Source organism: Candidatus Methylobacter favarea (assembly GCF_902806695.1).
Lineage (GTDB): Bacteria > Pseudomonadota > Gammaproteobacteria > Methylococcales > Methylomonadaceae > Methylobacter_B > Methylobacter_B favarea.
Genome location: NZ_CADCXN010000001.1, coordinates 115,234 through 131,920 on the forward strand (window position 1 = coordinate 115,234; position 16,687 = coordinate 131,920).

Sequence of the window (16,687 nt, forward strand, 5' to 3'; positions counted from 1 at the left end):
ATTTACAGGGTATTGATAAAAAAAATTATAAATACAGAAAAATTTTAAGATTAATTTAAGATTCAGCAATGAGAATAAAATAAAGCTTTCCAAAATATAGACTATGAATGAAGCCACCTCCAAAAATCAAAGTATGGACGACGAAGACGCTGCTGTAACTTCTAGACGCAAATTCCTGAAGAATATGGCCTATGGCTCTTTGCTCTCAGTTGCGGGCTCAAATATTGCCAATGCGGGTATTCTGCATTTTCCGTCCTTCAAAACGCTCGCTCTGGAAAATATGCATACCGGCGATAAATTAAAATTAACCTATTTTGAAGCAGGCAGCTATATTAAGGATGCGCTGCAGGAAATCAGTTATCTGTTCCGCGACTATCATACCGGCGATATCCATCCGATTGACCCGGCATTATTGGATCAATTATACGATTTGAAGCTCATTCTCGGCGTCAGAAAGCCTTTTCACGTTGTTTCCGGGTATCGCTCTCCTCTTACCAATGCCAAATTACGGCGAAACAGCCGAGGTGTCGCCAAGAACAGTTTCCATATGCAAGGAAGAGCCATAGACATACAGATTGCCGGCGTGGATACTAAAAGGATTAGAAATGCGGCACTCGCGATGCAGCGGGGCGGGGTCGGCTATTATCCGCGATCCGAATTTGTTCATCTGGATACAGGCAGCTTTAGAACCTGGTGAAAATTTCTTCTCGTGTCGATTTTGAAATAGTGTTAGGTTGACTTCTGATTATTCCCGTTTAAGCGGGTTTATGATAGGCCAGGATAATAAATTATTTCCCTAATTCTACAGGCGAACTGTTTTTGCTGATAAAAAGCGAATGGTCGGATACGTCTTCGGGTTTCTTAAGAGCCCCGAGCAACACAGCGTCATGGCCGTAAATATCCGGGTAAAATACTAAATTATTATTTTGATCAAAAAACGACGTGGTATAAAAAAATAATACCGGTATCGACTTTTTCAATACTACCCGTTGCGTTTTAGGTGTTTTCATAGCTTGTTCTACAGCTTCTCTAGTCCAGCCCTCCTGATTTTTAAGAACGAAATCCGCCAGCTTCTTAGGATCTTCAACGCGCACACAGCCATGACTGAAATCTCTTCGCGACTTGCTGAATAAGGAATTGGCAGGCGTATCATGCAGATAAACATCATTCTCGTTCGGGAAAATAAACTTCACCCTGCCCAGTGCATTCTTTAAACCCGGCCGTTGACGGACTTTTAACAGGCCTTGTTTGAGCTGAGCAATCGAGGTTTCGGTAACAGGAACGGGCAACGCCTCATTACCAAATCTTGAAACCAGCTCCATATTTTCTGTAGCCAGATAATTATTATTTTGAATCAATTTTGGCAATATTTCTTTTTTTGTAATGCTGTAAGGAATATTCCAGTACGGCATAAAATCAATAAAGCGCATTTCCGCCATCAGCACCGGAGTTTGATTTTTTAGCGCTCTGCCTACAACTACTTTCATGTTGACTATATCAGCTGCCTTTGCCCCCGCCGGTGCGTCGTCAAATGCCCATAATTGAAAAGCTGGAATATTGACAATAATCGAAGCGCCGACGCTGAGTTCGGGAAGCCAGCGCAGCCGTTCCATCGCCAATTCAATTTGCGTCACTCTTTCCTTTAACGGGACGCTGAGCGCCTCTGCTGTTCCCTTCCCGATCACTCCATCCGGCGTCAAACCGTGCCGATACTGAAATTTTTTAACGCCGGCAGCAATTTCCTCTGTGTACACAGGGAATTTGTCACTAGGGCTTTCAGGATATTCTGGGGGTAAGTCACCCACGGCATTTTCTTGGGGTAAATCACCCACGGCGACTAAAAAGCGGCGAAGTTCCGCAATTTTTGGATGATGGTCTCCAGAACGAACTGGTTTGTTAATTTTCATCTCGAAAAGCGGAGATTTTTCTGCCAGTTGCTTATAAGTAACCAAGGCTTCTTTTAATTTTCGATATTGTTTAAAGTTCGGCTCAACTAACTCCGGTAACTGAAGTAAAGCGCCGGCGTCCAGATTGGCTTTAATCAGCGATGCCAGATCCGTCAGTTTTTTTTCCCGCAATTTTAATTTAAAATTTATTCCTTGAGGATTCACCCGGCCATAATGTAAATCATGTGCGTATCGCAATAAAGATATGCTGATCGCTGTGTCATATAAAGCAAGCTCTTTATAAGCCTCCGGCTTAAGGCTTAAGGCCGGGATTAATTTCTGGCGCAGCGTTTCAGTATCGTAATGTACTGGATTCAAACCATGAACACTTGCATTCGCCAATAAATGGAGGACATCGGCGATATTTTTTTCTGAGTGGCCGTTACCCAGCCAAAGTAATCGATAATCGGCCATTTTATAAAGATTATCCATATCTTCCGCCCGATTCTGGAAACTCGATAGCATTAAATAGGGATGCTGTCTGGCAGCAATAATGGCAGTAATTTCCTGGTCTATGCCGGACACCTCCAGACTGGAGCCTTCGCCGAACAGCGGCTGCATGGACAGATTTAAAAACAGAAACATCAGCGACCAGCCGGCATATCGTTTTAGCAGGATTTTCCAGTCGTTTGCCGGCTGGAAGGATAATTTTTTTATAATGATAAGCATAATCAGCTTCATAAAGGGTATTGCCTGTTATTATTATACTTAATTTTTAAATTTACTGGGCGATAGTAAGGGTCTAGTTTAAGACTATAGCGCCGCCGCATTTATTCAATCAGCTTGGAAACTTGAAGACCACGAAAAAAGCTAATTCAACAACTCTGAACATATTTAGTAAAGGGGGTTCCCATTAAACCAAATATCGGTGCCCCCATCCGGGGGATAGCAAGCACTTTGTCCAGAAAACGCGCAGGACGCACGGATTCAGACAAAGCCGTAATAGCAACCGTAATTGCTAGGGAACCGATTAGATGATCACTATTCGCTTGCGCTCCTTGCGTACTAAATATTAATCGGGTACACATTAATTAAAATCCAGTAGCCGTGCTCAAAATTAATGACCCGGGAAGATTGACTCTGCCCTACCCTGGACTCTGCTCTTAATAATGGCGCGGCGAGCGTTCAAAATACCTCGGGCCCGGTTTTACGGCCTCATTTATTAGTAAATGACCTTGAGAAATACCAGAATAATTAAGATGCCCTTGCGCCGGCATTCGGCCAGAAACTGAAAGGCAGTAATCAATTCATCAATGGAATAAGGAAGCTGGATAAGCATAGCTGCGGCCGCGATCAGACAGAGCGTGCACCAAGTCCCGACAAGAAGGTGCCGAATAATAATAATGAAAAATATACTGACAGCGTCTAAAGGCACAAACCTTATGTCAAACAGAATGACCAGACAGAGCATAATGCCCCAGCGCGCCGGATACTTCGTTAAGGCCGGCCAAATTTCCCGTAAATAGATCCCCCGCCAAGGCCTGCGCCAGCAACAGGCTGGACCTTGGCGATATCTAAAGTGATAATCCGTGCTGTACCGTCCCCATAATGGGGATCTCATAAATTATCGATAGGGTCCAATTGATAGGCCGCCAAATAGAGGAAAATATAAAGCCTCATAAGTGCAAAAAATGACCAGTATGCGCTTCATCCATGCGAAGAGGTGTTAGTTTCAGCGGCGCAATATCAGGGTCGACAGGGCGCGACAACGCCAACTCCAGACATTGGTTGCACCAGCATGGCAAAGCTCATCACCAGGGGCCTGCCAGGGTATTGTTAAGATTGGCTGCGACACTCGGCGTCCAGAAAACCTAAAAAGCGAATATTAGCCACAACCCGTCCAATGCCCCGGCAAAGCTTGCCCATCATGCGCCTTAAAAGTGGCAGCGCCCCGAACAGAACCACTAGAAGGCTGCTAAGCAGGTCATTGACTATCAAGGCCTGGTCTTGATAGTCCAGAATAAGCGGGCTGGTAGCAGCCCTGTACCCATGCTCATAGCTAGAAAATGAGCCGAAAGATTTCCGGTGCTGATTACGCGTTGACTAATTATATTCCTCCAGAGGATGTTCAGAAGATTCAGGCGGGGAAGCCAGCGTTTCAACACCGTCCGGCGGAGTAAGCTTGTTGCGCTTGTACCCCCCTACAAAATTGTTTTTTAATTTCTCGACAATTACAGGAAGCGTATGGGACAGCAAATTCCAGGTTCCCAAGCCAGCAATTTTTCCGATTGGGAAATATTCCGCTCCTATATCCGTCAGTTCAAGACTCAGTAATTTATAGATTAATTGCATAAAATTCATTACTTTGAATTTATTGAATACAAAAAGCCATAGAAGTGCATGTTCAAGCACGACAGAGGCCCTTTGCGGATCAGACAACCACTTGATTATCAATAGATTCTTCTGGATGTACTGCCTAATTATAGGCCCTGGCAAATTACTTATTGCGGCTGATCAAAACTCGCCAGGGTCGCGGTCAATTATTAAAATAAGTTATACATAAGCTTTCTATATCAAAATCCCTGTTTACCTTTTCTGCTAAGATTAATCTGCCGGCCTGGTAAATTTGAGCGTTCATTTTTTTGTAAAACCTTAGCCTTTATGTACTTTTCCCTTTTCAGCTTTAACTTGAATCCAATGAAAACTCTTGCTCCTGGTATTGTATTTTCAAGGACTCATACTCTCCTGACGGTATTACTGATTATTGTCTTGGGATCAGCCGGATCATGGACAGCAACGGCTGCGTCGGAGAAGGAACAAAACCCCGGAACGATTGAAACCAGGGATACTGTGCAAGCCAGCATTGAGGCTATAAATGCCAGACAGGGAATTGATGAGGCGACAAAATCCAAAATACTAAAATTATATCAATCGGCCCTGGATAATCTTGGCAAAATGGAAGCTTTTAAAGCTCAGGCAATTGACTTTAAGAAAGCCATACAGCAGGCGCCGGAAAAAACCAGAAAGCTGCAAAAAGAAATTGAGCAGAGCCAGCTAAAGCTGACCAAACAAAACCTCGAGGATTTTAACCGCATCCCCGTTGAAGAGCTGGAGCAGCGGCTTATTATTGAAAGGGAAAAAGTCAGTAATCTCGATGAACAGATAAAAAATAAGGAAAGTGATCTGGGATTGCAAAACAGCCGTCCGCAAATTATCCGGCAAGAAACGCTGACAGCAAAACAGGATCTCGAAGCAGCCCAGAAAAAGCTTGGGGCATTAGTGACCAGCCCAGGCTCAGCGCCGGAAACTGAAGCCAGGCAGATTTACCTGAAAACTACAATTGAAAGCCGTCTTGCCGAATTAAAAATGCTGGATGTCGAAGCTATCAGTAATCCCGCCCGAGTCGAGTTATTAAAAACCGAGCTTCAGTTGCTGGATATTCAAAAGAACGCCTTAAGTCCCGTAATCACTGTTATAGAAAATCTTTTATCCGAGCGCAGGCAGCAGGAAGCGAGAGAAGTGCAGGATGCTCTCAGTCAGGCGGAAAAAGCAGTGTCCGGCAAGCATGCGCTGATTCAATCCATTACCCTGGAAAATATCCACTATAGCCGGGATTTACAAAATGTCACCGACAAGACTGAACAATACATTGACCAGAAAGCCAGGGTAGAAGCCCAGGCTAGCGAAATTGACGAAGACTTTAAAAGCGCGGAAAAGAAAATAAGCCTGGCCGGTCTAAGTCCGGCGCTGGGTAAAATTCTGCGCGAACAGCGCCGTAATCTAGCCACCCAGGATCAATCTGACCAGCAGTCAGAAACCATTCAGAATGAAACGGCGTTAACCAGCCTGGAGCAGTTCAAGATTGAAGACAAACTGAAACAGCTCGCGGATGTTGATGCCGCCTTGCAGAAAATAATGAAAGGACAGGTTGACCTAACCTTACCAGCCGATCAACGCATGATGATACAGGCTGAGTTGCGCGTCTTACTTAATGCCCAGAAAGAGGTATTGAATAAATTATCGGCTACGTATACGACGTACCTGCGTATTTTAGGCGATTTTGACTTTGCCCGGCAGCAAATGATTAACAAGGCAGAAAAATTTGCTGTGTATCTGGATGAACGTCTGCTATGGGTACCCAGCAGTGAGCCCATCAATTCCGACTTTATAGCGGGCCTTTATCATTCACTGCAATGGCTGCTGTCTCCGCTTAACTGGATGGCGCTGATAACGGACATGCTCAAAATTGCCTTTCAGAATCTGTTTCTTAGCCTGATTGCAATCGTGAGTTTAATTATTGCGCCCTATTGCAGAAAATGGGCAAAACAACAATTAGCAGCTATTTCGGATAAAGTCGACAAAATTTTTACAGACAGATTTAATTATACCTTGCGGGCGCTGGCTTACACCTTGATTCTGGAATTGCCGTTGCCGCTGCTTGTCTATTATCTTGGATGGTTTTTAAATAGCGATCTCCGTGTTGCCGATTTCACCCAAGCGATTGGGCAAGGCTTGCAAGGTGCTGCGGCTCCTTTGTTTATGCTGCAGTTTTTTTACCGGCTGTTCACTGCCGACGGTATAGCGCGTAAGCATTTTCAATGGCAAAAAAGCTCCACCTGTTTATTGCGCAAACACATTGCCTGGCTGCGTTTTATTGCGGTACCGGCTATCTTTATCATCACTGTCACCGGCGCCTCAAAAACCTCTATCCATAGCGACTACCTAGGCCGGCTGGCGCTTGTTACTCTTATGATGGCGCTGGCCATCTTTTTAAGTTATCTGCTAAAACCTGGCAGCGGCTTATTGCAAGGGTATATTAAAGTTCATCCCTTGGCATGGTTTACCCGCTTGCGCTATGTCTGGTATCCGGTCGCAATTTTAATACCGTTAATCATCATCGGATTTGCTATTGCAGGTTATTACATGAGCGCCCTGGAGTTACAGCAAAAATTAATTATTACCCTGCGTTTGATATTTTTAGTTGTCCTTATTCATGAAATGGTGATTCGCTGGCTAACGCTGGTTAACCGGCAGTTAGCTTTGGAAAATGCCCGGCAGAAACGCAAGGCCATGGCGATCAGGGAAAAACCGCAAGCAGGACCGGAAGATCCTGCTCTGCCTGTGGAAGAGCAAAAAATCGATATCCCTAAAATTAATGCGCAAACTATAAAATTGCTGAATGTTTTTATTGGCTTCAGTGTGATTATCGGTTTTTGGATAACCTGGAAAAATATTTTGCCTGCGTTCTCATTTCTGGAAAATATTGTTCTTTGGGAGGAAGTCGTTAGCACTGATAATCAGGAAATCACCAAACCGGTCACCCTGACCAATTTGCTGCTGGCGGGCTTGTATGCTTTTATTGCGATTGTCAGCGTACGGAATTTCTCCGGTATTATGGAATTATTTGTATTTCGCCGCTGGTCGATAGAACCGGGCATTCGCTATGCCATCGATCAACTGGCCAAATATATTTTAATTGCCATCGGTTTTATTACTGTAGCTAATGAGCTGGGCGGCAGCTGGGCAAAGGTGCAGTGGCTGGTTGCTGCCCTCAGTGTCGGTTTAGGCTTTGGGTTACAGGAGATTTTTGCCAATCTGGTCTCAGGCATAATCCTGCTTTTTGAACGTCCTGTCCGGGTCGGCGATGTGGTTACCATTGGCGATATTACCGGCAAAGTCAGCCGTATTCAAATGCGCGCCACGACCATTGTCGACTGGGATCAAAAAGATCTGATTGTTCCGAATAAGACTTTAATTACGGACAAACTGGTGAACTGGACGCTAACTAGCGCCATCCTCCGCATTGTAATACCTGTTGGAATTGCCTATGGCGCAGATATTGAATCCGCGCATAAAGTGATAGTCAATGCCATACGATCAACTCCGCTGGTATTGACGGAACCTGAGACCAGCGTATGGTTCGACGGTTTTGGCGATAGTGCGCTCAATTTCTCGATTTTTATTTTTGTCGAGCTGGCAAATGGATTGGCAGCCAAACAGAATGTGCTTATCCGGCTCGAAAAAGCGCTGCGGGAACATAATATAGCTCTTCATTTTGTCAAACGCGAAATCAGCTTCAGCCCGATCGTCCAGGACTCAGGCCGGACAATACAGGAAACTCAGCGGATAGTAGGAACGCCTAATCCAAAGCAGGCTTGATAGGGTTAGCAATAACCTTATCACAAGATTATGATCGTAAAAGCTAGCCGCTGGCCATGATAGTTTCTGCCTGATTATTCCTGACATGTCCTCTGATTCCAAAATATGACCGTCATGCCGAGCTCCTCCCACACGCCCCGTGCCGTTAGCAGGGTTTATTATTGTACAGGAAATGGCGGCCGCTACCCTGAAGCAATAAACTGCCAGCATTATTTCGCGACAACTAGAAAATAATATTGAATTTTAAAAACCCTATGCCTTCCATAACGTAATCCATAAGCCCTTCTCCTTTTCAGTTCATAGCAATATCATATACTAAAAAATCATGGATTAATCTGACGGACTAAAAGGCGGTGATTTTAAGCTGCTACGGACTTATAAAAACCAATTTGAATACCTTAAAACTAGCCCTGACAATTTTATGAAATTTTTTTATGAACAGCATTTTGTATTGCCTATGACGCTGATGGACTCTCATGAAGAAAAAACCGTTTGGCGCGCCTAAATCCTGTGATGCTAATGTCAGTGTTCTTGAAAGCCAGGCATCGTCCAGGTTGAAGGCAGGGCAATACAAGGACGCCATCGACCTGTACAAGGCGCTGTTAAAACGCGCGGATAATGCTGCCTGGCGACAGGCTCTGGCGCAGTGTTACTTGCAAAGAGCTATGGCATTTGCCGCCAAAGGCATGGTCAAAGAAGCGCTGGTATTGTGGGAAAATTATGCCCGGAATGCCGAGCCGCCGCACGAAGCCTATGATCACTATATCAGCTGGCTATTGCAAACGAACGATATGGCAAAAGTCAAAAACTGTCTTGGCCAGTTATCTGCGCAACAGCTGGACGAATATTATGCTGATCTTGCCGGTTTATTAGGGTTGCTTATCATTACAGATAAAGTCAGTTGCCAGGAATTGCTGCCGAAGGATTCGGCATTCATGAGGCAGCTGGGTTTTGTGCAGGAAGCGTTGAGCGCCTACCGGAACAATAAGCTGGAAGACATTGAGCCGGCATTGAAAAAGCTGCCGTTTCGTTCCGCTTTCCGTGATTGTCGCACGCTTATGAAAGCGGCCCTCCTGATTCCTGAATCGGTCGAACAAGCGCAAGCGCTGCTTATGAAAATTCCTGCCGGTTCGCCGTATCAGCAAGCGGGCGCATTGCTGCTTGCTATTACGCATGAAGGTGCGGCGCTGGTTAATGACTTATTGCAACTGACCACGCCGCAAATCAGGATTATTGAAGCTGCAAAAAACTTAACTAAAGAACAGACCGAGCTACTTGATGTATTAACCAAACAAAAAGGCCGCTTGTCGGACAAAACAAAATTTAATTTGGCTATTCAGTATCAGGCATTGATGGGTGCGGACTTGGCGCAACGTTACTGCCACGCCGCACTGTCAAACTATCCTGCCGGACAGCGCGATTATATCAGGCGCTTTGGCGCTATGGATGACTTTGAAGCATGGCGCTTAAAAGCGCTTTCGTGCGAGCGTGACAGGGATTTTCATGGCGCCGAATATTACTGGCAGCAAGGCATTACTGTTTTAAAGAATCAAGGTACTGAAGGCGCTTTCAGGATAGCGCTGATTATGAGACATATCGCGGAGTATCAGGAGAGACCCGAAGAGGCGGTCTCGTGGCTGATAGACAGCCTTGGTCATGATCCGGATGATCGTGAAAGTTACGTAAAAATTCTCCAGTATTATGAACGGCAGGAACAGGAAACCGATGCCTATAAGGAATGGCTGGATAAAAGCATCAAGAAGTTTCCAGGCGATGTTGAGCTGTTAGGTCTGGCGATAAAAGCCTCGACGCGCAACAAAGCCTTTAAAAAAGCCACCCAATATGCGCAGGCCTTGTTAAAAATTGACCCCGTTAACACGTTTGCCAAACAGGTTCTATTTACCAGCCGCCTGGCTCATGCGCGCAAATTAATTAAAAGTAAAAAGTTGCATCTGGTAGAAAAGGAAATTCAACAGGCGGAACAGATAACAATCGGCAAACGTTACCAGACGCTGGCGCAGTTAATGCGCGGTTTTCTTGTGTTTGTTGCAGAGAATAAAAAACAGGGTGCCGAGTTGATTGCAGAATCCGTGCAAAAATTGCATGACGGGCTTGTTTGCGCCTATTTTTGCGCGACTCTGGAAGCGTTATTATTGGATTTGCAAAGCGCCCCCGTATTAAAAGAATTGCCGCCCTTGGCAAAAGATTATTTGCTGTCCCAGCAGGAAATGACTCAGCTTATTCAACTGATCCACCAATATGCTGATGATAACGTAAACCAGACACAACTGCATAAGGCGCTGAAAAAGGTCAAGGCCGTTATTAAACAGTCCATCAGTCAACAAGATTATGGTGAAGAACTTTTATTGTCGCTATGCCAATGCCTGGAACGCATCCAGCATTTTGAATTGCTGCGGGCTTGCGTCAAGATTGCCCGGCCACTGTGGATTAAACCGATCTGGATGTACTATCGGGTTTATGCTGAAGTCAACGGCATTGCCGGCAAATGTTCTTATATGAACTACTTGCGCTTACGAGACAGCCTGGACAATGCCCAGGAGAAAAAAGACCAGCGGGCTGTTGCTTTGATCGGTAAATTTCTCGATCAATATCATGAAGCGCGCAATCCAGCCGGCTTCTCCCATATTTTCGATTCATTATTTGGCGGCAGTATCGAAAATGACGACGAAAACCCGATAGACAAGTTATTTGGTCATCTTCCCGATGATTTATTCGATCGGCTCGACGCGAAAGTAATGGAAATTACCAAGAAAATTCCACCGGAACGGATGCTTAAGCTACTCGCCGCCGACTATTTAGCAAACAACATGACGATGATGCAAAACCTGTTTAATGATCCTGATGCATTATTTGCCTTTTTAATGCTGAAAGCCGCGGATGATTTAGGGTTTGACATAGGCGTGACTGCTGAAAACATTATCGAATGCTTTCAGGGAAAAAAGGCAGCTTCAAAACCCGCGTCATTTCCGTTTTTTTAACAAACAGCACACACTGATGAAAACACCTTATGAAATTTTAGAGGTAGCCGAACAAGCCACGGATAGTGAAATCAAGCAGGCTTATCTGCAGAAGGTCAAACTCAACCCGCCCGCCCGTAATCATGAAAGATTTCAACAAATACACAGCGCTTACGAGACCATTAAAAATATAACAAGCCGAGAAAAATATGCGCTGTTTAATTACCCTGAAGCCGATTTTGACGCCCTGCTTGATCAGGCATTCAGCACCGCGCAGCCGTTATTAATCAGCGCTGATCATTTCGATAAATTATTGCGCGCGAGTATTGACGACAAAACTTTTCTGATCGGCAACCCTAAAAAGACAACAGTATGAGCGACACACAAAAAAACCGCTTGCTGGAAGAATTCCAGAGTTATCTGGAGCAAACCGATCTGGCCCATGCACTCAGCGCCGAACAGCCTGACTTGACTACCTTGCTCAGCGAAATGGCTGGCTTAAAAAGTGAAGTTAAAGCTGAATCAAGGCACTTCAAAACTACGCTGGACACGCTCAGTAATGCCCTGACGACGTTGCAAGCCGATCATAAAGTGCTTGCCGATGGACTTGCGATTCACAGCGAACGCTTGCAGAAAATGCGTAGCGAAACGTTGCGGACAGTACTGCTGGATATTGTCGATATTTATGATCGGCTCACCGCAGGTTTTGGCGTGTTACAAAACTACCAGCCGGTTTCATCGCTATTCAGCCATTCCAGGAAACAGGATGTCCGCTTTATTAAAGCCTTTAAAAAAGGCCAGTCCATCACGCTCACACGCTTTGAACAGCTGTTGCAGCGCCACAATGTCCACGCCATAGACTGTGTAGGCAAGCTGCTTGATCCTCTCACGATGAGTGCCGTTGAAATCAGCCAAGATCCAACGCTTGCCAACGGCATAGTGATCGAGGAACTGCGTAAAGGTTTTCTTTTCGAAGAAAATGTCCTGCGTCTTGCAGAAGTCAAAGTCAATAAACTTGTAAGCGCTCAGCCCTCCTCTTTGGAAAAGAGGGTTTAGAGAAAATTTTATTAGATAAATCCCCACTATCCCTTTGCCTTCCCCAATTAAAGAGATGTGAACGCTTAAATTCCAATACTTATTAACATTGCGTCCGCGTTAAAAATTTTTTCGTAAATTCATAGTGGATACTTTTAAAGCAGGAATCCTGATAAAGACATGGCAACCGATAAAGCGAGCTTAAAAAGACATATTACTTTATGGCCGCTCGTTCTTTACGGAGTGGGCGATATTTTGGGTGCAGGCATCTATGGATTGGTCGGGAAAGCCGCTGGGCAAATGGGCAACGCAGTCTGGATGGCCTTTATCGTGAGCATGATTGCGGCCTCATTTACCGGACTTTCCTACGCGTCGCTAGGTTCACGCTATCCGCGCGCAGGCGGCGCCTCTTACGTTACCCATAAAGCTTTCCGGAGTAATTTCCTGGCTTATGCCGTGGGTCTTGCAGTACTGGCGTCCGGTCTTACTTCAATGGCTACCGCTTGCCGGGTCTTTGCCGGCTATTTTTCTGGACTCTTTCCTCTATTTTCAGTGCCCGTCATTATTATCGGTTTTGCGTTGTCTTTGACCATTATTATTTTTATCGGCATTCGGGAAACGATTTGGGCCAACAGTTTTCTGGCAGCGATTGAAATCTGCGGCCTTCTGTTTATTATTTTAATGGGATCAAGTTTCGTCGGCAGCATCAATTACCTCGATGCCACTACGGTACAAAATCCAGCCGGAGATCTCGCAATTCCTCTGCTTTTAAGCGGCGCCGTTCTTACATTTTATTCTTTTGTAGGATTTGAAGATATCCTGAACGTGAGCGAGGAAATCGTCGAACCCAGGCGGACGTTGCCAAAGGGTCTGCTTCTGTCGGTGGCAGTGGCGTCCCTGATCTACATGTCGATCAGCATTGTCGCTGTCTCGGTCATTCCTGCTGCGGAGCTTGCATTATCGAAACAGCCGCTTGTTGACGTGATTGGCAAGGCCGCCCCCTGGTTTCCGCCGGAGGCATTCAGTCTGATTGCGCTCATGGCGGTATCGAACACCGCACTTTTAAATTACGTGATGGGCTCGCGCCTTCTTTATGGAATGTCATCCCAAGGGCTTATGCCGAAATTTCTGGCGGTTGTTCATCCGAAACGGTTGACTCCGCATCGAGCAATTCTTATCTTGCTCGTAGTACTTCTGATTTTGGCCTTGAGCGGAGATATTTCAGATTTGGCGCGGGCAACCAGTGTTTTACTTCTTGTTTGTTTTTCGCTGATGAACCTCGCCCTCATTCTCTTACAAAGAAAAGACCAGGTGAAGGGCCGCTTCGAAGTACCGGCGTTTATCCCGGCGGCTGGTTTAGTGGTGTGTATGGCAATGCTGACTCAAGCCAATTCAAAAGAACTTTTAATCGCAGGCGGAATCCTTGTTTTTATCGGGCTGCTTTATTTTTTCGTCAAGCCTTCGGCCGAAGCCATTGAGAAGATGGATGTTTAGCCCGTAGCGCCGCAACAAACACATGCGGGACAATATGCCCCGTTTGGCAGAGGAGCGCAATTGACAGCTTGACCGGGACTAAAAAAATAGAGATAGCTTATGAACGAAATAATTATCGGAATTGATTTGGGAACGACTAACTCGGAAGTTGCCATTGTAGAAAATGGCCAAGTGTTGGTGATTGCAGACAACAACAAAAAAATCCTGCCGTCTTTTGTAGGCATTGATGATCAGGGTGATATTCTGGTGGGCGAAAGCGCCAGAAACCAGTATCTGGTTTACCCGGAACGGACGGTTAAATCCATCAAGCGTTTAATGGGGCAAGACATCCAGGTGAATTTGGCCGGTCATGCTTATGCGCCGCAGGAAATTTCCGCCATTATTCTGAAACGGCTTAAAGCCATTGCAGAACAGTACGTCGATCAAGCGGTTACCAAAGCCGTCATTACCGTGCCGGCGTATTTTTCTGACGCACAGCGCCAGGCCACACGCGAAGCCGGGGAAATTGCAGGACTTGAAGTCGTGCGCATGATTAATGAACCTACCGCCGCCGCGCTGGCTTATGGCGGCAATCAGCTTGAACAAAAACGCATGCTAGTTTATGACCTGGGCGGCGGCACCTTTGACGTGTCGGTCGTGAATATCGAAGCTGGCGTGGTCGAAGTGCTGTCCAGTCATGGCGACAACCATTTGGGCGGCGATGATTTCGATCAACAGATTATTGAGCATCTACTCGATCATCTGCAGGAAACACAGGGTGTTGATCTACGCCAGCACAGCAAGGCGCTGGCGCGCATCACGCGGGCCGCGGAAAATGCAAAATTCGTGCTTTCCGAGCAGCCGTATGCAAAAATTGAAGAAGAATACTTGCTGGAGCATCAAGGCGCTGTAATTCATTTGTCTTTGGAGCTCTCCCGAATCGATTACGAAGCAATGATCGAGGACTATATCAGCGCCACCATTGATGCCGTGCATATCGCCATGAAAGGCGCTAAATTAACCCCCGCCGACATCGATGAAATCCTTCTGGTGGGCGGCTCGACGCGCACGCCGTGTATTCGTGAACGTCTTTATAATGAATTCGGTTTTGAACCGCACAGCGAAGTCGATCCCGATTTATGCGTCGCGATGGGCGCTGCGATTCAGGCCGCGATGATCAGCGGGCAGGAGGTAAACGCGGTATTGGTCGATGTCACGCCTTATACTTACGGCACCAGCGCAATTGGTTATTTGAATGACGACTATTATCCCTTCACCTACGTCCCTATCATTCACAAAAATACCGCGCTGCCGAATCGTAAAACCGAAGCCTTCGTAACCCATCATGATGGCCAGGAAGTCGTTAATGTAACAATCTATCAGGGCGAAGACCCCGACGCCCTAAACAATATAAAAATTGGCGAATTTCTCGTTGAAGGTTTACAGGACGTCGAGGCCGGCAACGTTATCACGCTGACCTTGAAACTTGATCTGGACGGTATGCTGCATGTCTTCGCCCAGGAAAAAGCGACCGGCCTGGAAAAGTCCATTACCATCAAAAACGCCATCTCGCGCTTTGAACACGGGGCCTTAGAGACTGCCCGGCACCGCATCAATAAGCTATTCGGACAAAATGAAACTATCGGCGCTGTTGTTAAAAATGAGTCACCGGAAATCGTCGAGGCGCGCAAACTGATTGCCAAAGCCGAAGCCTTGTTCGACAAAACATCCAGTGAAGACAAAGAGGATATGATGGATTTAATAGAAGACATTAACAGCTGTATCGAAGCCGGACTCAATGACCGATTGCAGGAGACCGCAGCAAAATTAGCCGACATTATCTATTATCTGGAATCCTGATGGAACGCTGCCCCTGCTGCAATGCGCGATTAGCGGGGGCGCAGTTCTGTCCTCGTTGTCAGGCCGACCTGGGCAGCGTCCTCGGCAGCGAACAATTTGCAAGACATTGCTTAAGCAAAGCCTTGCAATGTTGGCTTGCGGATGATCGGCAACTGACCAATCTGGCTTTAGCCAAATCCATCTTCCTCAAACAAACACCTTTGGCGCTGGTTTTCCGTGATTTTATCATCCGGCAGCAATGTGAGAATGTGTTGGGATTATTGGAAAAAAAGAAATATCCAGAAGCAAAAGAATCGCTGTCACTGATGCGCGACTTACACCCTGATGATAAATTTTTAACGCAGTTATACAGATTTACCAAGTATTTATTGGTAAAAGATATAATAAAATTTTCCAGCTGCAAACCATCAGAGTCTTCAATGAGTTCAAATCCGGACAGCCTCCCTTCATCCGGTATCAGCAATTGTTGACTAAATAATGATGATTTCTGCCTGTGCCGCTTTTATAGATGAAATTAAAGCCATGAAGCCGAAGTTAAGCCGACTTCAATGCTGATGCCCTGGGTTGAATGAAGCGATGAGAAAAATACCTGTAGGAATTTCAAAGCCATCGCATTGATGAATCAGGAAGGCTAAACACTGATTTTTCAGGCTAATCGACAAGCTTGCGGTAGGTGCCGCGATAATATAAAAGCGGCGTTCCAGTGCGGCACACACAGTCTTCTACTTCACCGATGATAATCCAGTGTGAGCCTGCGCGCACTTTTTCGATAACCTTGCATTCCAGAGATACCAAGCTGTCATTTAAGATTGGAACTCCGGTTCTACCGGCTTTCCAGGAGGTATTTTCAAAGCGCTGCTCCTGACTGCTGCCACCGGCAAACTGATTGGAAACATCCTGTTGCCCGGCGTTTAAAATGTTGACCGCAAAACACTGGCTTGTGTTAATGCCTTCACCGGTATCGGCAGCTTCATTAATACAGACCAATATCTGCGGAGGATCAATAGAAACACTGGAAAACGCTGTCACTGTCATGCCTTGAACGCCAAATTTTTCAGACTGTGTGGTAACTACGGTAACACCGCTAGCCCATAGTTGCAGGGCTCTTTTGAAATCATCCACACTCACTGTCATTTATTTCTCCGGCAACTGGTTAAGTTCAAGCGCTCCTGTATTTTTTGGGAAAGGAGCAAAGTTCAGGCGTTTTTTAATTCTTTTAATTTACTATAATACAATATCGGCTCTACTTGTTAAATACTCAGGGATGATACGATGGGTTAAAACGCTATACCAGGT

General features: G+C 45.7%; 11 protein-coding genes. 8 read left to right on the forward strand and 3 right to left on the reverse strand.

What is annotated here, in order from left to right:
• Positions 1–103 precede the first annotated feature (103 nt).
• Positions 104–697, forward strand: coding sequence for a peptidoglycan L,D-endopeptidase MepK (gene mepK, locus HUX64_RS00505; RefSeq protein WP_246246846.1), 594 nt, complete (start codon positions 104–106; stop codon positions 695–697).
• A gap of 91 nt (positions 698–788) precedes the next feature.
• Here mepK and HUX64_RS00510 read toward each other — a convergent pair whose 3' ends face one another.
• Entirely contained in the window at positions 789–2,615 is a 1,827-nt protein-coding gene (locus HUX64_RS00510; RefSeq protein WP_174624289.1) for a L,D-transpeptidase family protein, read from the reverse strand.
• 1,374 nt (positions 2,616–3,989) lie between these two features.
• Positions 3,990–4,238, reverse strand: coding sequence for a hypothetical protein (locus HUX64_RS00520; RefSeq protein WP_174624291.1), 249 nt, complete (start codon positions 4,236–4,238; stop codon positions 3,990–3,992).
• Positions 4,239–4,583: 345 nt separating this feature from the next.
• On the opposite strand from HUX64_RS00520, the gene HUX64_RS00525 reads away from it, so the two are divergent.
• The 7 genes from HUX64_RS00525 to HUX64_RS00555 all read left to right on the forward strand — a co-directional run bounded on the left by HUX64_RS00525 (position 4,584) and on the right by HUX64_RS00555 (position 15,861).
• Complete coding sequence (locus HUX64_RS00525; RefSeq protein WP_174624292.1) at positions 4,584–8,045, forward strand: mechanosensitive ion channel domain-containing protein; 3,462 nt, start codon at positions 4,584–4,586, stop codon at positions 8,043–8,045.
• Positions 8,046–8,521: 476 nt separating this feature from the next.
• Positions 8,522–11,044, forward strand: coding sequence for a tetratricopeptide repeat protein (locus HUX64_RS00530; RefSeq protein ID WP_174624293.1), 2,523 nt, complete (start codon positions 8,522–8,524; stop codon positions 11,042–11,044).
• A 16-nt stretch (positions 11,045–11,060) separates the two neighbouring features.
• Positions 11,061–11,399, forward strand: a complete 339-nt coding sequence (locus HUX64_RS00535; protein WP_174624294.1) for a J domain-containing protein — start codon at positions 11,061–11,063, stop codon at positions 11,397–11,399.
• Positions 11,396–12,079 carry a nucleotide exchange factor GrpE gene (gene grpE / locus HUX64_RS00540; RefSeq protein ID WP_174624295.1) on the forward strand — a complete coding sequence of 228 codons (684 nt, stop codon included), beginning with the start codon at positions 11,396–11,398 and terminating at the stop codon, positions 12,077–12,079. The genes HUX64_RS00535 and grpE overlap by 4 nt, the downstream gene beginning before the upstream one ends.
• A 159-nt stretch (positions 12,080–12,238) precedes the next feature.
• Positions 12,239–13,552, forward strand: coding sequence for an APC family permease (locus tag HUX64_RS00545; protein WP_174624296.1), 1,314 nt, complete (start codon positions 12,239–12,241; stop codon positions 13,550–13,552).
• 99 nt (positions 13,553–13,651) lie between these two features.
• Positions 13,652–15,391 (forward strand): Hsp70 family protein, encoded by a 1,740-nt coding sequence (locus tag HUX64_RS00550; protein WP_174624297.1) that lies wholly within the window; start codon positions 13,652–13,654, stop codon positions 15,389–15,391.
• Positions 15,391–15,861: a hypothetical protein gene (locus HUX64_RS00555; protein ID WP_174624298.1), complete on the forward strand. Its 471-nt coding sequence runs from the start codon at positions 15,391–15,393 to the stop codon at positions 15,859–15,861. The genes HUX64_RS00550 and HUX64_RS00555 overlap by 1 nt, the downstream gene beginning before the upstream one ends.
• A 181-nt stretch (positions 15,862–16,042) precedes the next feature.
• Here the strand turns inward: HUX64_RS00555 and HUX64_RS00560 are convergent, their stop codons facing one another.
• The gene (locus HUX64_RS00560; RefSeq protein ID WP_174624299.1) at positions 16,043–16,525 is read right to left on the reverse strand and encodes a flavin reductase family protein; all 483 of its coding nucleotides are present in this window, start codon (positions 16,523–16,525) and stop codon (positions 16,043–16,045) included.
• Between the last annotated feature and the right edge of the window lie 162 nt (positions 16,526–16,687).